This window comes from uncultured Aquitalea sp. (genome assembly GCF_945957525.1).
Lineage (GTDB): Bacteria > Pseudomonadota > Gammaproteobacteria > Burkholderiales > Chromobacteriaceae > Aquitalea.
Window position 1 is genome coordinate 163,554 of the sequence record NZ_CAMFLA010000007.1, and the last position, 19,794, is coordinate 183,347.

Here is a 19,794-nt window from a genome sequence, read left to right on the forward strand (position 1 = left end):
CGCCGCATGCAAAACGCAAGTTCACTTCATCCCACCCGCCAGCTGTTGCTGGACAGCGGGCTCGCCATGGCGCGGCAAACCGGCTTGCGCGGGCTCACCGTGCGCGGCTTGTGCCAGCAGGCGGGGGTCAATACCGGCAGCTTCGTCTATCACTTCGGCAATCGCGAAAGTTATCTGAGCGAGCTGATCGAAAGCTGGTACACGCCCTTGTTTGATGGTTTGCAAGCCAGGCTGGTGGAAGACGGCGCGCCGCTCGCGCGCTTGCGCGCCATGCTGGGTCAGCTGATGGCTTTCGCCGCTGGCGAAGGCGGTTTCATCAGTCAACTGATCATGGACGCGGTGGCCGGTGAAGCGGCGGTGCAGGTTTTCATCGCCGGGCTGGCGCCGCGTCATCCGCGCCTGTTGCTGCAATGCCTGGAGCAGGCGCAGCAGGCGGGTGAAATCGACATCGCCCCGCCGGTGCATCAATTCATGTTTCTCATGTCGGCGCTGGGTTTTCCGGTGCTGATGTCCCATCTCATTGGCGGCAAACCCGGTTTGCCGGCGCTTTTGCACTACGCGCTGGAACACTTCGCCGCCGAACCGGATGCCCTGCAACAACGCCTGGAATGGGCGATCAGGGGACTGACTCCCCAGGAGCGCAAAGCATGAAAAAACGTCCCCTCATCATTGGCGCGCTGGCGCTGGCCCTGTTTGGCGGCGCTTACGCGCTGTGGCAACGCCAGCAGGCGACGCAAACCCCTGTTCTGTCCGGCAATGTGGATATCCGCTCGGTGAATCTGGCCTTCCGAGTGGGAGGCAGGCTGGCCGAACTCGCGGTGGACGAAGGGGCTACCGTCAAGACCGGGCAAGTGTTGGGCCGGCTGGACGAAGAGCCGGCGCGTCATGCCCTGGCCGACGCGGAAGCGGCGTTGTCGGCGCTCAAGGCGCGACAGTCGCTCTACCATCAGGGCTATCGCAAGGAAGATGTCGAGCAGGCCCGCGCCACGGTGGATGCTCGCGCCGCAGCGCTGGCGGATGCGGAAAGCACATTCAAGCGGCAACAGGAACTGGCCGGTACCGGCGCGGCGGCGAAGAAGGCGCTGGACAGCGCGCGCGCCGGCTTTGAACAGGCTCGCGCCCAACTGGATGCCGCGCGCCAGCAATACCAAGCCATGAGCAAGGGCTACCGACCGCAGGAAGTGGCCGAAATCGACGCCAATGTGAAGCGCTCTGAAGCGCAGCTGGCCAGCGCGCGCTTGCAATTGGCCGATACGGTGCTCAAGGCGCCGGCGGACGGCGTGGTCATGACGCGCGCGGTGGAGCCCGGCAGCATGCTGAGTGCCGGCGGCACGGTGTACACCTTGTCCTTGCCGTCGCCGGTATGGGTGCGCGCCTATGTGGCGGAACCGCATTTGGGCGATTTCGCGCCGGGCTGCGCGGTGACGGTATACCGCGACGGCCGCGAGCAGCCCTATGCCGGTCGCGTTGGTTTTGTTTCGCCCACCGCCGAATTCACCCCGAAGAATGTAGAAACCACCGATCTGCGTACCGCGCTGGTGTATCGCTTGCGGGTGGTGGTGGACAAGCCGGATGCCGGCTTGCGCCAGGGCATGCCGGTAACGGTGAAACAGGCTGATTGCCGCCATGAGTGAGGATATCGCCATCCGCCTGGAAGGCCTGTGCCAACGCTTTGGCGACAACATCGCCTTACAGGGGCTCAGCGCCGGTTTGCGGCGCGGCGTCATCACCGGTCTGGTGGGGCCGGACGGCGCGGGCAAAACCACGCTGATGCGGCTGATGGCCGGCCTGCTCAAACCCAGCGAAGGCAAAATCAGCGTCGAAGGGCTGGACCCCATCGCCGACGCCGAGGCAATGCGTTTGCAACTGGGCTACATGCCGCAAAAATTCGGCCTGTATGAAGACCTCAGCGTGTTGGAAAACCTCACCCTGTACGCCGATTTGCGCGGCGTGCTGGGAGAGGCCCGCCGACAGAGTTTCGAGCGGCTGTTGGCGTTTACCGATCTGGCGCGTTTCACCGACCGGCTGGTTGGCAAACTTTCCGGCGGCATGAAACAGAAGCTGGGCCTGGCCTGCACCTTGCTGGGCTCGCCGCGCGTGCTGCTGCTGGACGAACCTTGCGTCGGAGTGGACCCGATCTCCCGCCGCGAACTATGGAAAATGGTCAGCACGCTGGCGGATGGCGGCATGTGCGTGGTGTGGAGCACGGCCTATCTGGACGAGGCCGAGCTGTGCGACGACGTGCTGTTGATGAACCAGGGCAAGCTGGAATACAGCGGCTCGCCGCAGGCGCTGATGGACAGCATGCAGGGCCGCAGCCTGCTGTTGAAAGACATCAGCGGCAATCATCGTCTGGTATTGCAACGCGCACTGCGCCAACCGGAGGTGATAGACGGCGTATTGCAGGGCGCGGCGGTACGACTGGTGCTGAAGCAGCACGCCGCCTGGCCGGATCTGACCCCGCTGGCAGCCGGCCCGACCGCGCGGCTGGAAGCCACCCGGCCGCGACTGGAAGACGCTTTCATTGACCTGCTGGGAGGGGGGCCGGGTGGGGATTCGCCGCTGACCCGGCATATGCCGGAAGTAAGGTTGGCCGAAGGGGTAGATCCGGAAGCCGTGATCGAAGCGCGCCGGCTAACCCGTCGGTTCGGCGATTTCATTGCCACTGACCAAGTGGATTTCCGTATTCGGCGCGGCGAGATTTTCGGCCTGCTGGGCCCCAACGGCGCTGGTAAATCCACCACCTTCAAAATGATGTGCGGCCTGCTCAAGCCCAGTGAGGGCGAGGGGCGCGTGATGGGGCTGGATCTGAAAAAAAGCGCCAGCCAGGCACGCCAGCAACTGGGTTATATGGCGCAGAAATTCGCGCTGTACGCCAACCTCAGCGTGGCGCAGAACCTGACGTTTTTCTCCGGCATCTACGGCTTGCGCGGCGCTGAGCAACGCCAGCGCATGGATGACATGGTGCAGGTGTTTGCGCTGGGCGACATGCTGGACATGAACGCCGGCGAACTGCCGCTGGGTTTCAAGCAGCGGCTGGCGCTGGCCTGCGCGCTGATGCACAGGCCGCCCTTGTTGTTTCTGGATGAGCCCACTTCCGGGGTTGATCCGGTAACCCGCCGTGAATTCTGGACCCACATCAACGGGCTGGTGGATAAGGGCGTCACCGTGATGGTGACCACCCACTTCATGGACGAGGCGGAGTACTGCGACCGCATCGGGCTGGTGTATCGCGGCAGGATGATCGCCGCCGGCACGCCGGACGAACTGAAAGCCATGGTGGCTGGCGAGGCCTTGCCCGAACCCACCATGGAAGACGCCTTCATCGAGTTGGTGACCCGCGACGACAGGCAAAGGGAGGCAAGGGCATGAGTGTCAATCTGCGACGGCTAACGGCCTTGTGCCGCAAGGAAACCCGACAGATCGTGCGCGACCCCAGCAGCGTGCTGATCGCCTTCGTGCTGCCGGTTATTTTGCTGTTCATCTACGGCTACGGCATCAATCTGGACGCCAACCGTGTGCGGCTGGGCATCGTCTCGCTGGATCAGGGTGCGGAAGCCGTGCGTTTTGTCGATACGCTCAAGGGCTCGCCCTTTATCGAACCCCATGTCGGCAACAGCGTGCCGGCCCTGCTGGAAGAAATGAAAATGGGCCGCGTGCGTGGGCTGGTGGTGCTGCAAGACGATTTTTCCGCCAAGGTGCGGCAAGGTCGGGGCGAGGCTGCCATCCAGGTGCAAACCGATGGCGCGGAGCCCAATACCGCCAATTTTGTCGCCAGCTATGTACAGGGCGCGGCGCAGCTGTGGTTGGCCGAACGGCGGCAGGACCTGGGCCTGCCCGCGCCGCCGGTCATCGAGGTGCAACAGCGCTTCTGGTTCAACCCCACCACGGTCAGCCGCAATTATCTGGTGCCCGGTTCCATTTCGGTGATCATGACCATCATCGGTGCCCTGCTCACCTCGCTGGTGGTGGCGCGGGAATGGGAGCGCGGCACCATGGAGGCATTGCTGTCCACGCCGGTGACCCGCGCCGAATTGCTGCTGTCGAAAATCCTGCCCTACTACCTGCTGGGGCTGGCGGCCATGTGCCTGTGCGTGGCGGTGTCCACGCTGATCATGGGCGTGCCCTTGCGCGGCTCGTTGGTCATGCTGCTGGTGGTCACCAGCCTGTTTCTCGGCAGCGGCCTCGGATTGGGCCTGCTGCTGTCCACTGTAACGCGCAACCAGTTTGTCGCGGCGCAGGGCGCGCTGACCGCCGCCTTTCTGCCGGCCATCATGCTGTCCGGCTTTGTGTTCGAGATCAAAAGCATGCCCTTGCCGGTGCAGGCCTTTACCTATCTGGTGCCGGCGCGCTATTTCGTCAGCGCCTTGCAAACCTTGTATCAGGCCGGCGAAGTGTGGGCCATCCTTTTGCCCAATATGCTGTTTTTGCTGATTTCCGCCCTGTTCTGGCTGGGCCTGACCGCCGCGCGCACCTGGCGCAGACTGGATGGCAACTGAGATGTGGTACCGGCTCCTCACCCTTATCCGCAAGGAAATGCAGTACCTGTTGCGCAACGAACAAAGCCGGCGGCTGATGATCGTGCCGGTAATCCTGCAACTGGTGTTGTTTCCGCTGGCGGCCACGCTGGAAGTGAAAAACAACTCGCTGGCCATCTACAACCAGGACAGCGGCGCGCCGGCCATCGAATTGGTGCAGCGGCTGTCGTCCACCCAGGCCTTCACCCATATCGAGATGGTGCATGGCGAGGGCGAATTGCGCGCGCTGATCGACCGGCAACAGGCGCTGATCGGCATTACCATTCCGCCCGATTTCTCGCGCAAGCTGGCGTCCGGACAATCCGCGCCCCTGCAGGCCATCATTGACGGGCGGCGCTCCAACAGCGCGCAGATCGGCTACGGCTATGCCTTGCAGGTGGTGCAGGCTTTCGGCGCGGACCTGGCCGCCGCGCCTACGCCGGCCAGTGTGTCGGTGCGCCACATCTATAACCCCAATCTGGAATACCGCTGGTTTGTGCTGCCCAGCCTGGTGGCCATCATCACCACACTGGGCAGTTTGATGATTACTGCGTTGTCGCTGGCGCGCGAGCGGGAAGAAGGCAATTTCGAGCAGCTGATGGTGTCGCCGCTGACGCCCGCCTACATCATGGTGGGCAAGGCCGTGCCGGCGCTGTTGGTGGCGCTGATGCAAGGATCGGTGATCGCGCTGGCGGCGGTGTGGATCTACGGCATGCCCTTTACCGGCTCGGTGCCGCTGTTTGTGCTGTCCATCCTGTGCTACGGCTTGTCGCTGGTGGGATTCGGCCTGTTCATTTCCGCGGTCAGCAGCAGCCAGCAGCAGGCCTTCTTGGGCAGCTTCGCCTTCATGGCGCCGGCGGTAATCCTGTCAGGCTATGTGGCGCCGGTGGAAAACATGCCGCTGCCGCTGCGCGCGGTCAGCATGGCCGATCCGATCACTCATTTCATCATCATCGTCAAAGGCCTGTTTCTCAAAGGCTACGGCATGGCGGAGGTGTGGCCGCATTTGTGGCCCTTGCTCGTCATTGCCGCCGCCACGCTGGGCCTGGCTTATTACATTTTTGTCAGCAGGAGCCAGTGATGCCGGCATCCCCATTCTTCTTTCGCACCGTCTTGTCGCTTGCCCTGCCTTTGGCGCTGGCCGCCTGCGCCGTGGGTCCGGATTATCAGCGGCCGGATCCGGCCGCGCGCTTGCCCGCCGCTTACCACGGCGAGGCCGCCAGCCCGCGCAGCGCGCCGCTAAACTGGTGGACGGTGTTTGACGACCCGGCGCTGGATGCGGCGGTGGACCGCGCCTTGCAGGCCAGCCAGGATGTGGCGGCGGCGGAAGCGCGGGTGCGTCAGGCCCGCGCCAGCCTTGGCGTGGTGGACAGCGCCTTGTGGCCGCAACTGAACGCCGGTGGACGTGTGGGCCGCGATCAACTGAGCCGCAACAGCGAAAATTTCGCCAACATGCCCCTGCCTCATCCGCAAACCAGCTTCACGGATTACCGCGTCGGTCTGGACGCCTCTTGGGAGCTGGATCTGTTTGGCCATGCCCGTCGGCAAAGCGAAGCAGCCGGCGCGCGCCTGGGCGGCGCGCAAGCGCAGCAGGCCGATGCGCAGTTGCGGGTAGCGGCGGAAACGGCGCGCAATGTGATCGATTTTCGCGGCTGGTCGGCGCGGCTGGTCAATGCCGAAACCATGGCGACCGACAGCCGGGAAAACCTGCGGTTGATCCAGCTGCAGCAAGCCGCCGGCCTGGTTTCGGACAATGAAGTCAGCCAAGCGCGCGCCGCCGCCGACAATGCCGCTGCGCAGTTGCCTCCCTTGAGAGCGGCGCGCGGCGCGGCGCTCAATGCGCTGTCGGTGTTGCTGGATGAGCCGCTGGATAAGGTATCGGCCCGCTTCGCCGCCAGCCGGCCAATGCCGGCGGTGTTGGCCGAAGCGCCGGTGGGTTTGCCGGCCGACCTGTTGCGCCGTCGACCGGATATCCGTCTTGCGGAGCGCAATCTTGCGGCCGCCAGCGCCGATGTGGGCGTGGCGGTGGCCGAACAGTATCCGCGCCTGACGCTGGTAGGCAGCGGCGGTTGGGACAGCATACATCCGGGCAGCCTCACCGAGGCTGCCAGCCGTTTCTGGAATGTGGGCCCGCAATTGAGCCTGCCCCTGTTCAATGCCGGTCGTTTGCACAATCAGGTCAAGGCTAATGAAGCCGCGCGCGATCTGGCGCTGGCCAATTACCGCCAGAGCGTGCTGACGGCCCTGGCGGATGTGGAAACCACCTTGTTGCGTTATGGCGAGGAAAACCGGCGTGAGGCTGCGCTGGCCGCCAGCCTGCACGAGAGCGAACGCCAGACCGCGCTGGCCGAGCAGCGGGTGCGGGTGGGCGAATCCGCCCAGACCGACACCTTGGCGGCGCGTCAGATACAAGCGCAGGCGCGCGAGCAATGGCTGGCGTCGCGCCAGGCGCAAGCGGCAAACCTGGTGGCGCTGTTCAAGGCGCTGGGCGGCGGCGCGCAGGTGGAAGGCAAGGAAGCGTCTGCCGCGCGCTGAGCGCCGCATCGTCTGCTTCGGCCAACCTTGCGCGGGCCAATCCTGGGCGCGACGGTAGGCAAAACAAAACGCCGCCCGCTTCAACAAGCGGACGGCGTTGTCTCATGTTGTCCCAGCGACTATTACCGGCCGTGTTGATCAGGCCGCCATGCGCGCCGGCTGACGCAGATAGTAGTGATCCCACTCGCCGTCGTATTGATGCATATAACCGTGTTGCTGGTAGAAAGCGTTGGCCGGGCTGCCTTTCAGCACTTCCACCTTGATGCTCTTGCCGTCGCGGTCGGCCTGCTCGTTGATGTATTGCAGCACGCGCGTACCCCAGCCCTGACCCTGTTTGGACGGATGGATGTAGAGCATGTCCAGCTGCAGGCCTTCGCCTTCCGGCCGCACGGCCACACAGCCGATGCGGTGCCCGTTCACCACGATGTGATGACAGTATTCCGGTTTGAAGTTGTCGACAAAACGCTGGCGGGCGCGCATGGGATCGTAGCGGCCAAGGGCTTCCAGGCTGGCGCGCATGGCGCGCAGGCGCAGCCAGAGCAGGTCGTCGAAATCGGCGGCGATAGCGGGGACAAGGGTGAAGTCGGTCACGTCGGGTTCTCCATGCTGCAAGGTGAAAAACCCCTGTCCTTAGACGCTGTTCAAATGCGCGCGAGCTAGAGCGAAACAAGGCAAAAACGGCGGAAGAGGCGGAATGTACGGGGGTACATGCGCATTCCGAGGCCGTTTTTAACGCCATGTCGCCGACGCGCAGCCGGCTTTGAGCAGGTTCTTGGGCAAGCCCTTCGCCACTGAACGCAGCCACGCCATGGCAGCTTGTCAGGGGAAATCGTGCGATCGGAACGAGGGGGTTAACAAAACCGGCGGGAAAGGTCGGTTTGGTTAGCCTCCTGCGGCCGCCTCAGGCCGGGAACAGGCCGGCGAAGGCGCGGGCGGCGGCGGCGGGGTCCGCAACGTCGAACAGGCCGCCGATCACGGCAATCGCGTCGGCGCCCGCCTCGACGACGGAGCGCGCATTATCCACGGTAATGCCGCCAATGGCGACCGCCGGAATGCCCCACTGTCGCGTTCGCGCGAATAGCTCAAGCGGCGCCCGCGGGGCATGCGGTTTGGTGCTGGATGGGAACACCGCGCCAAAGGCCACATAGCTGGCGCCGGCCTGGTGCGCGATGCGCGCGCGGTCGATGTCGTTGTAACAAGAGACGCCGATAACGGCCTCGCTGCCCAGTACGCGACGGGCTTCGGCGATGCCGGCGTCGTCGCGGCCCAGATGCACGCCGTCGGCTTCCACCGCCCGCGCCAGCGGGATGTCGTCGTTGACAATGAAGGTGACGCGGCGGCTTTTGCACAAGCTGGACAGCAGGCTGGCCTGTCGCAGCCGGCGCACGGTGTTGTCGCTTTTGTTGCGGTATTGCAGGATGCGCGCGCCATTGTCCAGCACCAGACTGACGCGGGCGATCAGATCATCGCTGTTGTCTGTTTCCGGAGAAATGGCGTACAGCCCCTCAAGCTTGTTCATTCTCGTTTCCCTCTTCGCCGCGCGCCCAGAACATCCGGTCCGGGATGAACTGGCCCATGCCGGGGCGGAATGCGCCCACCAGTGTCTGGTAGGTGTATTCCTGCGCCTCGCGCACGGCTTCGGGCAACAGGAGGCCGCTGGCCAGCATGCCGGCAACGGCGGAGGCCAGCGTGCAGCCGGATCCGTGATAACTGCCGGGCAGCCGTTCCCAGCGGTCGGAACGCACCATACCCTCGGCACTGTACAAGGTGTTTATGACTTCTTTTGTATTCTCGTGGGTGCCGGTGATCAGCACGTGCGGGCAACCCAGCGCCAGCAGGCGGTTGGCGCATTCTTCCAGCGTGAGGTCTTCGTCTTCGTCCGGGTCGTTGGTGGCCAGCCGGCGCGCTTCCATGCTGTTTGGCGTGATGATGGAAACCTGCGGCACCAGCATGTCGCGCATGGCGGCGATCAGGTCGTCGTCGGCCAGTTCGTGGCCGCCGCCGCTGCGCAACACCGGGTCCAGCACCACTGGGATGTCGGGGTAGTCGGCGATCAGTTGCGCCACCACCGCTACGTTTTCCACACTGCCCAGCATGCCGATCTTGAAGGCGGCCACCGGGATGTCTTCCATCAGGAAGCGCGCCTGATCGCTGACCCAGTCGGACTCCATCACAAGAAAATCATCCACCCCCACCGTGTCCTGCACGGTAATGGCGGTGATGACCGACAAGGGATGGCAGCCCAGGCTGGCCAGGGTGAGAATGTCGGCCTGAACGCCCGCGCCGCCCGAAGGGTCGGAACCGGCGATGGTGAGAACAGCGGGAGGGGGAGGCAGGGTGGACAAGTCGGTAACCTCTTTGGTCATGAGCGGCGACAACAATTAGAATGTTCATTTTAACCGAGCTTGAGGTAAACGTATGCGCACCTGGATGTGTCTGATCTGCGGTTTCATCTACGACGAAGAAGCCGGCAGGCCGGAAGACGGCATCGCACCGGGTACGCCCTGGGAAGATGTGCCGCCCAACTGGTCCTGTCCGGATTGCGATGCGCGCAAGGACGACTTCGAGATGGTGGAAATCTGATCCGGCGCAAGCCGGGAGGAGCAAGGCGGAAACGGTGATGAAAACTTCATGGAAACGGGGACTGGGCGCGTTGTTGCTGGCGGCCGCGCTGGCCGGCTGCGCTCAGGTGAACACCACCAGCGGCGGCGCAGTGGGGGTCAACCGCACTCAGACCATGCTGCTCTCCGAACAGGAAGTGGAGCAGATGTCGGCCAAGTCGTATTCCCAGGAAGTGGGCAAGGTGCGCACGGCGGGCCGGCTCAATACCGATCCGGCCCTGACCGCCCGCGTGCGGCGTGTGGCGCAAAGACTGATTGCGCAGACGCCGGTGTTTCGCCCGGACGCGGCGCGCTGGAAATGGGAAGTGAATGTGGCCGACGTGCCCGAACTCAATGCCTACGCCATGGCCGGCGGCAAGATCATGGTGTACAGCGGGCTGGTGAAGCAGCTTAAGTTGACCGACGATGAAATGGCGGCGGTGATCGGCCATGAAATCTCGCACGCCCTGCGCGAGCACAGCCGGGAAAGCATGAGCCAGGCCTACGCCCAGCAGATGGGGCTGTCTGTTGTCGGCGCGCTGGCTGGCCTCAATCAGAGCCAGATGAATGCCGCGGCCATGGTCAGCGATGTCACGTTCTCCAAACCGCACAGCCGCACCATGGAGTCCGAGGCGGACATCATGGGGCTGGAGCTGATGGCGCGCGCCGGCTACAACCCCAACGCTGCGGTCAATGTGTGGAAAAAGATGATGAGCGCTGGCGGCGGCAACGGCCCGGAATTCCTTTCCACCCACCCCTCCGGGCCCACCCGCATTCAGGATCTGCAAGCGCGCATCCCGCTGGTGATGCCCTTGTACCAACAGGCGTTGAGCAAGCGCTGACGCCGTGTTTCACGTGAAACGGCGTCGCCCGGAACGGTTTCATGTTCCGGGTGCGATGCCGGCAAGGGAGCAGTTCAAGTGGCTTATCTCTATACCAAGGCTTTCCACATCATCTTTGTCACCTCCTGGTTCGCCGGCCTGTTTTATCTGCCGCGCATCTTCGTCAATCTGGCCATGGCTGACAACGAAGCGGAAACCGGGCGGCTATTGCTGATGGCGCGCAAGCTCTACCGCTTCATGACGCCGCTGGCGGTACTTGCGGTGATGCTGGGCCTGGCGCTGTGGCTGCATTTCGGCATAGCCGGTGCCTGGCTGCATGCCAAACTGACGCTGGTGGCGCTGCTGATCGCCTATCACCTGTACTGTGGGCGGTTGTATCAGGCGTTTGCCGAAGGCCGCAATCAGCGCAGCCATGTCTGGTTCCGCTGGTTCAATGAGATTCCGGTGCTGCTGCTGGTGGCGGTAGTGATTCTGGTGGTGGTCAAACCGTTCTGAACAACATGACGTCTATTCGCAAACTGGCGCTGTGCGCGCTTGCCCTCACTTCGCTGGCGTTCGCGGGCGCCGCGCCCAAAGTCGCGCCGGCCTCGCCGGTCGCACTCAGCCTGAAGCAGGATGATCAGCAAGCCCGCTTGCTGGTGTGTCCGGATGCGCGCGGCAAGCTCGCGCTCGATCGCGAACTGCCCTTCGGCAAACTGCAATTTGCCGGTCAGTTGTCCCGCGTGCCGGGCCATGAGGAACCGCTGCTGGAGTTCACGCTGACGCTGGCCACTAACGCCGGCGCCCAACCCTTGCGGCAGAGCCTGCTGCTGACCACCCAGCCGCAGTTGCTGGGCACGCAGGTGGTGATCATGGGGCCGACGCCGCATGCGGAGGCATCCACGCCGACGAAGAAACAGAAGCCCATGGCCAGCGCGCCGCTGGGTGCGGAAAAAATTACTTTCCGCCAGCAGGGCATGGTCATGATTTACGCGGCGGATGCGGCGGGCGCGGCCTGTCCGGCGCCCGCTCAATAAGAGCGGCTAACAACACCTCGCAGAGACCCTGAGCCAAGGCGCGCCGACGCTGGCAGTACTTGAGTACGACAAGGAGGCGCAACGCAGGATCGGGGGTTTTGTTCGCGGGTCTAAACACGTCAACGAAAGCCCGGTCCGGCTTGCGCTCTGGGGTTCATGCGCAAGCCTCTCGAAGGCTTCGGGAAAGAAAATCAATGGGTCTGGAAATTGAACGCCGCTTCCGCGTGAACGGCGATGCATGGCGGGGGTTGGCCGAAGGCGTGGCTTACCGTCAGGGTTATCTGTCGGTGGAAAAAGAACGCACCGTGCGCGTGCGGGTGGTGGGCCAGCAGGCCTGGCTCACGCTGAAAGGCAATATCAGCGACATCAGCCGCCACGAGTTTGAATACGCCATTCCACTGGCCGACGCGCAAACCATCATGGCGGCCATGTGCCCCATGGTGGTGGACAAACTACGCCACCGCATCGAGTACGCGGGTTTTATCTGGGAAGTGGACGAATTCTTTGGCGACAACGCCGGCTTGGTGCTGGCCGAGATCGAGCTGCCGGACGAGAATACGGCCTTCGACAAACCGGCATGGGTGGGCGAGGAAGTCACCATGGATGGCCGCTTTACCAACGCCTATCTGTCCAAGAATCCTTTCACCCGCTGGTAAGCCCGCAGACAACACCCTGGCCCTGGCTTGCGCCTCCTTGCCGTACTCCGGGTACGGCCTGTGCCGGCTCGCCTTGGCTCAGGGCCTTTGTCCCCGGCGCCACATCTCGACAAGCCGAAGGCATTGCATTTCATTCATGTCCTACACAGCACACTATTCTGCCGACGCGCCTGACTTCGACTGGCTGGGCTATCAGCCCGGACGCATCCTGCTGGAGTTCGGCGCCGGCTGGTGCCCGCACTGCCAGCAGGCGCAAAGCGCCATCGAACAAGCGCTGGCCTCGCACCCCGGCATTCGTCACATCAAGGTGGAAGACGGCAAGGGCCGCCGGTTGGGGCGGCAATTCAGCGTGAAGCTGTGGCCAACGCTGATCCTGCTGGACCACGGCAAGGAGCTAGGCCGCGCGGTGCGCCCGCAAACCCTGGCCGAGCTGTTGCCGCTGCTGGCCGCTTGATGCCCGGCAACGCTTTGTGGTTTTTCCTGCGCCGGCTCTGACTCGGGCGCATGGATTGTGGGAAAATGATCGCCGTTTCGCGACGGCTCCGGCCTCGCCCCCCCCTTACCGATACGCGCCTCGCTCCGCAGCTGCGGCAGGCCGCCAGACAAGGAAGACAGAATGTCCCGCAATCTCGAACTGTTTGAACGTGGCAAGCAAGTGATCCCCGGCGGCGTCAATTCGCCAGTGCGCGCCTTTGGCCAGGTGGGAGGCACGCCGCGCTTCGTCAAGCGCGCCGAAGGCGCCTGGTTCTGGGACGCCGACGACAAACAGTACCTGGACTACGTGGGCTCCTGGGGGCCGGCCATTCTCGGCCACGCTCACCCCGAGGTGGTGAAGGCCGTGCAGGACGCCGCCGTCGGCGGTCTGTCTTTCGGCGCGCCCACCGAAGGCGAAGTGGCCATCGCGGAAGAAATCTGCAAGCTGTTGCCCTCGGTGGAACAAGTGCGGCTGGTGTCTTCCGGCACCGAGGCCACCATGAGCACCATCCGTCTGGCGCGCGGCTTCACCGGTCGCGACCTGATTGTCAAATTCGAAGGTTGCTACCATGGGCATTCCGATAGCCTGCTGGTGAAGGCGGGTTCCGGTTTGCTGACCTTCGGCAATCCCTCCTCCGGCGGCGTGCCGGCCGACTGCACCAAGCACACGCTGGTACTGCAGTACAACGACGTGAACCAGCTGAGCGATACTTTCAAGGAACTGGGCGACAAGATCGCCTGTGTCATCCTCGAACCCATCGCCGGCAACATGAACCTGATCAAGCCGTCCGCCGAGTTCGTCAAGGCGCTGCGCGCGCTCACCGAGCAATACGGCGCGGTGCTGATCTACGACGAAGTGATGACCGGCTTCCGCGTGGCGCTGGAATGCGCGCAAGGCCTGCATGGCATCACTCCCGACCTCACCACGCTGGGCAAGGTGGTGGGCGGCGGCATGCCGCTGGCGGCCTTTGGCGGCCGCGCCGACATCATGGGCAAGATCGCCCCGCTGGGTAATGTTTACCAGGCCGGCACGCTGTCGGGCAATCCGCTGTCGGTGGCCGCAGGCCTCGCCACGCTGCGCCTGATCCAGCAGCCCGGCTTCCATGCCGCGCTCGGCACGCGCAGCGCCCGTCTGGCGCAAGGCTTGGCCGAGGCCGCGCGCGAAGCCGGGGTCCCGCTTAGCAGCGACAGCGTCGGCGGCATGTTCGGTTTCTATTTCAGCGAATCCGTGCCGGCCAGCTATGCCGAAGCCACCCGTTGCGACATCCCGCGCTTCAAGGCTTTCTTCCACGCCATGCTGGACGAAGGCGTTTACCTCGCGCCGTCCGCTTACGAGGCCGGCTTTATCTCCATCGCGCACACTGAGGCCTTGATCGAGGACACCATCGCGGCGGCCCGCCGCGCTTTCGCTAACATTTAAACCTGTTTGGCAGACCAAAGGGAGCCGACGGCTCCCTTTTGCTTTGTCCGGCACGGCATATTCATTTTGGGATTTATCGTTTCAAAGCAATTTCGTATCGAATTTTTGGCAGAGTTGTCACTGGAAAGCAGAGATGGAAAAAAAGACGAAGAAACGCTGGCTGATCGGAGTGGGCGTGGTTTTGCTGTTGCTGGTCGCTGCGGTATGGGGACTGGCCAGTCTGGACAGGCCGTTCAAAGTGGAGCGCCTGGCGCTGGATGGCGAGCCCGGCCAACAGTTGGCGGCGGATCTCATGGACCGCTTTTACGGGGCCAAACAGCATGATGAAGACAACCACTGCTGGCGCTCGCGCAACAAGGAGGGCGACAGCTTCTGCCTGCAACCGGTGGCGCTGGACCGGGTGGATACCGGCGATCAAAAGCGCTTGTACCTGTTTGCCAGCGGTAGCAAACGCGGGGCCGACGAGGAAGAAATTGGCGCGCTGGTGGGCGCCTTCGTCGTCAATGCCGACACACAGGAACTGATTGCCGGCAGCAAGGCGATCCCATTCGCCAACGACGGCGCGCAAGGGCCCGAGCACGTGCAGTTGCTGCCCTTGTCCGCCAACGGCTATATGGCGTGGTTCGCCAACGGCTACCAGTCCGGGGAGGAAGGCGTGATGGCTTATCCGCAGTTCTTCGCACCCAAGGGCAAGAAGGTGGCGAACATCAGCGGCGAGCTGTTTGCCCAGTACCCGCAAGACCAGGAAGACCTGCAGTTTGAATATGAGATCGACGCCAGTCGCGCCGACGTCAAGGTTTACCCGCTGCAAGTCAGTGTAAAAGACAGCAAGGGCAAGGAGCTGGCGGCGTTCAGCTTCCGTTTCGATCAACACCAGTGGGCGTATGTCTGCGTCGACAACGCCTGCCGCCGCCGCACAGGCATTCCGGGCAAGGCTGAACAACCGTTGCCGCCGGTCAACGAAAAGCAAGACCGGCCCACCAACGCCAACGAAGCCTTGTTCGGCAGCGGCGGCCGCAGCTTGTCCGAAGCCGATTTGAAAGAAGTGATGTCCCAGCTTGATGCCCGCTTCGTCTCGCGCGACGACAATGCCGGCTTCGTCGGCAAGTCCTGCGATACGCCCTACTCTTTGTCAGGCGAGTTCAAGCGCGACGGCGAGCAAGAGCAACTGTGGGTATCCGGCGGAGATACCTGCACTTCGGGCGCGACGGGCAACAGCATCTGGGTATTCGTGCGCGACGAAGGCGGCCATTTGCGCGCCAACCTTGGCGTGCCAGCGGCCGAAGCGAGGACGATCAGCGAACAATCCGCCGGCGTGCATGACCTGCGCCTGAGCGGTGCCGGCTACTGCGACAGCCAGTGGCGCTGGAACGGCAAAGAGTTCGCCCATCTGAAAAACATCGCCACCCAGCCGAGCGGTTGCGACAAAGCCGGCGCGCCCTGAGCCGGCGTCATCAACAAGGGCGGCAGCCGCCGCCCTTGTTGTTTCCCTTTGCAGTTGAGCGCGAATACGGCAACAATCGCGCGATTGTTGCCGCCTTGATAACCGATGACCGATCCCGCTCTTGAACCCCGTCTTGCCTGGTTGCTGCGCATCAGCGAATTCGGCGTGCGTATTCAACCCGTTCTGCAAACCCGCGGCGTAGGCGGCTGGGGCCGCGGCAAGCCGCTGCCCTTGGCCGAACTGCTGCGCCATGCCGACGAATGGGATTTCTTGCTGGCGCAAGACCGGCGCGTGGCCGCGCTGATCCAGCTGACGCACGAAATGCAGGACGGCAGCGCGCTGGCCGAGCTGGAAGGCGAAGCTGCCCTGCCCCTGCTGGCGGGCCACCCAGCGCTGTACCGCGACGACAGGCAGTTGGAACCCTTGCGCATCGAAGCCGGCCGCGTCGTGCTGGAACTGAACCGGCAGGCGGATCAACTGGTGCTGCAGCTGGCGCCGCAGGGCATCGCCGCCCGGCGCTTCGGCATCTGGCGCTGGACGGCGTCGGATTGCCTGGTGGTGTATACGCTGGATGGCGAGTTGCGCCAGATTGCCGACCTCATCGGCCACCGCCTCGCCGTGCCGGCACAGGCCAGCTACAAACTGTTGCAGGCGATTCGCGATCTGGCCCCGGATTTGCCCATGCAAAGGGTGGATGCCGAGCCGGACCCGAACTTGCCGTGCGTCCCCGCAGATCAAAAGCTGTATGCACTGATCACCCCGTTGGCCGAAGGCCTGCGCTTGCAGATGCGCGTGCGACCGGCGCTGGAATCCGGCTGGCTGGCTCCCGGCGGCGGCGCGGAGCGGCTGCTGGCGGAGCGCGAGGGCGAGCTGTGCCAGGTAGTGCGAGACAAACCGGCGGAAAAGCGTCTGTTGCAAGCCTTGCGCGCCGGCTGCCCGCTGTGGGCCGATTGGCCGGCGGAAAGCGGCGTGGCCGCCGAGTGGCGGCTGAACCGGCAGGACGCCGCGCTCAGTGTGCTCGACTACTTGCAAGCCCAGCCGGAAGCGCAGCTGGCCTGCGTTTGGCCCGAAGGCCAGCGCCAACGCATCAGCGCTGCTGACGCGCCGCAACTCACGCTGCGTGTCAAACGCAAGGGCGGCTGGCTGGAAGCGGGCGGCGAACTCGCCATCGACGACGAGCGCGTGCTACAGCTGCGCCATCTGCTGGAGGCCATCACCCATGCGCCGGGCCGCTATCTGCGGCTGTCCGGCGAGGACTGGTTGCTGCTGTCGGACAGCCTGCGCGGCAAACTGGCCGCTTTGGCCGGATTGGTGGATCACGCCGGCCCGGATGGGCTGGCCATCAGCCCGCTGGCGCTGCCGGCGCTGGCAGGCTTGGCCGAGGACGCCGCCAGTCTGGAGCTGGACGCGGCGACGCAGCAGCAAGCGGCGCGCTGGCGTGAACTGGGTGATTTCCAGCCAATGGTGCCCACCACGCTGCAAGCCAGCCTGCGGCCCTATCAGCTGCAAGGCTTCGCCTGGATGGCGCGGCTGGCCCACCTGGGCGCGGGGGCTTGTCTGGCGGACGACATGGGCTTGGGCAAGACCGTGCAGACGCTGGCCTTGCTGCTGGATCGCGCCGCGCTGGGCCCGCAACTGGTGGTGGCCCCCACCTCGGTAGCGCTCAATTGGTTGGCCGAAGCGGCCCGCTTCGCGCCGTCCTTGCGCGTGCGTCCTTTTCAGCAGCAACGGCGACTGGATGATGTCGGCCCCGGCGATCTGGTGGTGGTCAGCTACGGCCTGCTGCAACGCGAACAGCAAGGGTTTGCCGAGGTGCACTGGGCCAGCGTGGTGCTGGACGAAGCGCAAGCCATCAAGAATGCCGCCAGCTTGCGGGCGCAAGCGGCGTTCGCCCTGCGCGCGGATTTCCGTCTGGCGGCCAGCGGCACGCCGGTGGAAAACCATCTGGGCGAATTGTGGAGCCTGTTCCGCTTTGTCGCGCCGGGCCTGCTGGGCGGCGAAGAGCGCTTCCAGCAACGCTTCGGCCAGGCCATAGCAGAAGGCGACGACAACGCCCGCGCGGCGCTGAAAACATTGATTCAGCCCTATCTCCTGCGGCGGACCAAGGCGCAGGTGCTGACCGAACTGCCGCCGCGCACCGACATCACCTTGCGCGTGCCGCTGTCCGACGCCGAACGCCATGTGTACGAAGCCATGAGACAGGCCGCGCTCGACCGGCTGGCGCAAGAGGCCGCCCAGCGCGGCGAGGCGGGCCGCGAGAGCGGGGCCATGCAGGTGTTGGCCGAACTCACCCGGCTGCGCCGTTTCTGCTGCCATCCGGCACTGGTGCAACCGGACTCCGCCCTGCCCGCCAGCAAGTTCGACGCTTGTCGCAAGCTGATTGCCGAGGTGCTGGACAACGGGCACAAACTGCTGGTGTTCAGCCAGTTTGTCGACCATCTGGCCCTGCTGCGCCCCTGGCTGGAAGAGGCCGGCATCGCCTACCAGTATCTGGACGGCGGCACGCCCGCCAGCCAGCGCAAGGCCGCCATGGACGCCTTCCAGCGCGGCGAGGGCGAGGTATTCCTTATCAGCCTCAAGGCCGGCGGCACCGGGCTCAATCTCACCGCCGCCGATTACGTGCTGCACCTGGACCCATGGTGGAACCCGGCGGTGGAGGACCAGGCCAGCGACCGCGCCTACCGCATGGGGCAGCAACGGCCCGTCACCGTTTACCGGCTGGTGGCGGAAGACAGCATCGAAGAAAAGATCGTCGCGCTGCACGCGGAAAAACGCGCGCTGGCGGACAGCCTGCTGGAAGGCGGCGACATCGCCGCGCGGCTGGATGCCGCCAGCCTCATGGCCTTGCTTTCCGGCCACGCCCCCTTGCCCTGAATATGACATTTGTGTGATGTTGTCCTCTTTGAACGGATAAGGACATGCACATGCGATACCACTGCCTGCTCGCCGCCCTGCTGGGCTTGGCCGTCCTGCCGGCCATGGCGGATTCTGTCAACGTAACCGGATCCGAGCGTGTGTCGGTAGGCGCGCTATCGGTAGTCGCCGCGCCGGTGGTCAGTGTCACCGGCAGCGCTGGCGGGCACGGTGAATCCGCGCTCGGTCCAGTGCTGGCCGTCACCGGCAGCGGCTACATTATTGTCGGGTTGGCCGAAGGCGCGGGCGATGTGGTCAAGGTGATGCTGGAATCGGTCAAGGGCGGCGCGCGGCTGTCGCTGGACATGTCCAAAAGCGCGTTCAAGGCTTCCGGCGCCGCGGTGGGCGCTTCGGTGCAAGTGACTGCGGTGGCCAGCGGCACCCTGTTGGTGGCATCCGGCAAAGTGCTGGCCTTTGTACCCAACAAACTGGGCGAAACCTTGCTGGAGCATAGCCGTGTCCCATCCTGAAACGCTCAAGCGCCTGTTGGTCGCACTGATGCTGGGCCTGACCTTGCAGGCCCAGGCGGGTCAAGCCTGTGAAGAAAAGCCGCTGACGGTGGATACCTTCAAACTGGCCATGGGCGCGGCGGAGAACCTGGCCACCCGGCTGGATCAGATGGGCGGCGACGTGTACGTGATTGGCCGCATGGGACAGGACCTCAGCAAATACGATCTGCGCTACACCCATGCCGCTTTCGTCTACAAGCAGGCTGACGGCCACTGGCGCGTTGCGCACTTGCTCAACGACTGCGGCACCGATCACTCGGACCTGTGGTACGAGGGGCTGGGCAATTTCTTCATGGACGACATGTTCCGCTACGATGCGGTGGTGATAACGCCGCCGCCCGCGCTGGCCGAGCGGCTCAAGCAGCGCCTGGACAAAGGCGGCATGTTGCGCAGCCTGCATACCCCGCGTTACAGCCTGACGGCTTATCCGTTTGCCACCCGTTACGAAAACTCCAATACCTGGGTGCTGGAAAACTTGGCGGCGGCGACCAGCGTCGAGACCCGCATCGGCAGTCGCGAGCAGGCGCAAATGTGGCTGAAGCTCAACAATTACACGCCGTCGGAACTCAATATCGGCGCCATGACCCGGCTGGGCGGTCGCATGTTCAAGGCCAACGTGGCCTTTGACGATCATCCCAACGAGTTGCGCTACAAGGACCGTATCCAGACAGTGTCCGTAGACTCCATCATCCGCTTCTATCTGGATCGCAATGAAGGCTGGCAGGTAGTGGAAGTGCCGGCGCCCTTGAGCAAGCACTATTGAGCGATAGCGCCGGCCAGTCCGGCGCTTTTCCTCGTCTTCACGCCAAATGCCCCGGACCGCTTGCCCACGCTTTGCGCTTTGTGTGATGGTGCCGGTTCCAGTTGA

Annotated in this window: 20 protein-coding genes; 17 read left to right on the plus strand and 3 right to left on the minus strand. The window is 64.1% G+C overall.

The genetic code is table 11. The annotated features are described in order from the left end of the window. Positions 1-6 precede the first annotated feature (6 nt). Genes Q0P52_RS08835 through Q0P52_RS08860 form a run of 6 tightly spaced genes read left to right on the plus strand, consistent with a single transcriptional unit; the run spans position 7 to position 7,052 of the window. Positions 7-651 carry a TetR/AcrR family transcriptional regulator gene (locus tag Q0P52_RS08835; protein WP_293760808.1) on the plus strand — a complete coding sequence of 215 codons (645 nt, stop codon included), beginning with the start codon at positions 7-9 and terminating at the stop codon, positions 649-651. Then, positions 648-1,634 carry a secretion protein HlyD gene (gene hlyD, locus Q0P52_RS08840; RefSeq protein WP_293760811.1) on the plus strand — a complete coding sequence of 329 codons (987 nt, stop codon included), beginning with the start codon at positions 648-650 and terminating at the stop codon, positions 1,632-1,634. Before Q0P52_RS08835 ends, hlyD begins: the two co-directional genes overlap by 4 nt. Next, complete coding sequence (locus Q0P52_RS08845) at positions 1,627-3,372, plus strand: ATP-binding cassette domain-containing protein (protein ID WP_293760813.1); 1,746 nt, start codon at positions 1,627-1,629, stop codon at positions 3,370-3,372. The genes hlyD and Q0P52_RS08845 overlap by 8 nt, the downstream gene beginning before the upstream one ends. After that, the gene (locus Q0P52_RS08850; protein WP_293760815.1) at positions 3,369-4,499 is read left to right on the plus strand and encodes an ABC transporter permease; all 1,131 of its coding nucleotides are present in this window, start codon (positions 3,369-3,371) and stop codon (positions 4,497-4,499) included. Before Q0P52_RS08845 ends, Q0P52_RS08850 begins: the two co-directional genes overlap by 4 nt. A gap of 1 nt (position 4,500) precedes the next feature. Further along, positions 4,501-5,598, plus strand: coding sequence for an ABC transporter permease (locus Q0P52_RS08855; RefSeq protein WP_293760818.1), 1,098 nt, complete (start codon positions 4,501-4,503; stop codon positions 5,596-5,598). Further along, positions 5,598-7,052, plus strand: a complete 1,455-nt coding sequence (locus tag Q0P52_RS08860) for an efflux transporter outer membrane subunit (RefSeq protein WP_293760820.1) — start codon at positions 5,598-5,600, stop codon at positions 7,050-7,052. Before Q0P52_RS08855 ends, Q0P52_RS08860 begins: the two co-directional genes overlap by 1 nt. A gap of 138 nt (positions 7,053-7,190) precedes the next feature. On the opposite strand, the gene Q0P52_RS08865 is transcribed toward Q0P52_RS08860, so the two are convergent. The 3 genes from Q0P52_RS08865 to thiD form a co-directional block, all read right to left on the minus strand. After that, complete coding sequence (locus Q0P52_RS08865) at positions 7,191-7,643, minus strand: GNAT family N-acetyltransferase (protein WP_293760823.1); 453 nt, start codon at positions 7,641-7,643, stop codon at positions 7,191-7,193. Between the two features lie 310 nt (positions 7,644-7,953). Next, complete coding sequence (thiE, locus tag Q0P52_RS08870; RefSeq protein WP_293760825.1) at positions 7,954-8,571, minus strand: thiamine phosphate synthase; 618 nt, start codon at positions 8,569-8,571, stop codon at positions 7,954-7,956. Next, a complete protein-coding gene (gene thiD / locus Q0P52_RS08875) occupies positions 8,558-9,418 on the minus strand; it encodes a bifunctional hydroxymethylpyrimidine kinase/phosphomethylpyrimidine kinase (RefSeq protein ID WP_293760828.1) in 861 nt (286 codons plus the stop codon). The genes thiE and thiD overlap by 14 nt, the downstream gene beginning before the upstream one ends. A gap of 52 nt (positions 9,419-9,470) precedes the next feature. On the opposite strand from thiD, the gene Q0P52_RS08880 reads away from it, so the two are divergent. The 11 genes from Q0P52_RS08880 (at position 9,471) to Q0P52_RS08930 (ending at position 19,689) form a co-directional block, all read left to right on the plus strand. Further along, positions 9,471-9,635 (plus strand): rubredoxin, encoded by a 165-nt coding sequence (locus Q0P52_RS08880; RefSeq protein ID WP_293760831.1) that lies wholly within the window; start codon positions 9,471-9,473, stop codon positions 9,633-9,635. A gap of 37 nt (positions 9,636-9,672) precedes the next feature. Continuing rightward, positions 9,673-10,494, plus strand: coding sequence for a M48 family metallopeptidase (locus tag Q0P52_RS08885; RefSeq protein WP_293760834.1), 822 nt, complete (start codon positions 9,673-9,675; stop codon positions 10,492-10,494). A gap of 78 nt (positions 10,495-10,572) precedes the next feature. Next, a complete protein-coding gene (locus Q0P52_RS08890) occupies positions 10,573-10,989 on the plus strand; it encodes a CopD family protein (protein ID WP_293760836.1) in 417 nt (138 codons plus the stop codon). A 5-nt stretch (positions 10,990-10,994) separates the two neighbouring features. Continuing rightward, a complete protein-coding gene (locus Q0P52_RS08895; RefSeq protein WP_293760839.1) occupies positions 10,995-11,510 on the plus strand; it encodes a hypothetical protein in 516 nt (171 codons plus the stop codon). A 194-nt stretch (positions 11,511-11,704) separates the two neighbouring features. Continuing rightward, a complete protein-coding gene (locus Q0P52_RS08900; protein WP_293760842.1) occupies positions 11,705-12,166 on the plus strand; it encodes a CYTH domain-containing protein in 462 nt (153 codons plus the stop codon). Positions 12,167-12,302: 136 nt separating this feature from the next. After that, positions 12,303-12,620 (plus strand): thioredoxin family protein, encoded by a 318-nt coding sequence (locus Q0P52_RS08905; RefSeq protein WP_293760845.1) that lies wholly within the window; start codon positions 12,303-12,305, stop codon positions 12,618-12,620. A 162-nt stretch (positions 12,621-12,782) separates the two neighbouring features. After that, a complete protein-coding gene (gene hemL, locus Q0P52_RS08910; RefSeq protein WP_293760848.1) occupies positions 12,783-14,060 on the plus strand; it encodes a glutamate-1-semialdehyde 2,1-aminomutase in 1,278 nt (425 codons plus the stop codon). Positions 14,061-14,193: 133 nt separating this feature from the next. Continuing rightward, on the plus strand, positions 14,194-15,504 hold the full coding sequence (locus tag Q0P52_RS08915; protein WP_293760851.1) for a hypothetical protein: 1,311 nt from the start codon (positions 14,194-14,196) through the stop codon (positions 15,502-15,504). Positions 15,505-15,609: 105 nt separating this feature from the next. Further along, positions 15,610-18,378 carry a DEAD/DEAH box helicase gene (locus tag Q0P52_RS08920; protein ID WP_293760853.1) on the plus strand — a complete coding sequence of 923 codons (2,769 nt, stop codon included), beginning with the start codon at positions 15,610-15,612 and terminating at the stop codon, positions 18,376-18,378. Between the two features lie 50 nt (positions 18,379-18,428). Further along, positions 18,429-18,887, plus strand: a complete 459-nt coding sequence (locus Q0P52_RS08925) for a hypothetical protein (protein ID WP_293760855.1) — start codon at positions 18,429-18,431, stop codon at positions 18,885-18,887. Next, complete coding sequence (locus tag Q0P52_RS08930) at positions 18,874-19,689, plus strand: DUF2145 domain-containing protein (protein WP_293760858.1); 816 nt, start codon at positions 18,874-18,876, stop codon at positions 19,687-19,689. The genes Q0P52_RS08925 and Q0P52_RS08930 overlap by 14 nt, the downstream gene beginning before the upstream one ends. The last annotated feature ends 105 nt before the right edge of the window (positions 19,690-19,794 follow it).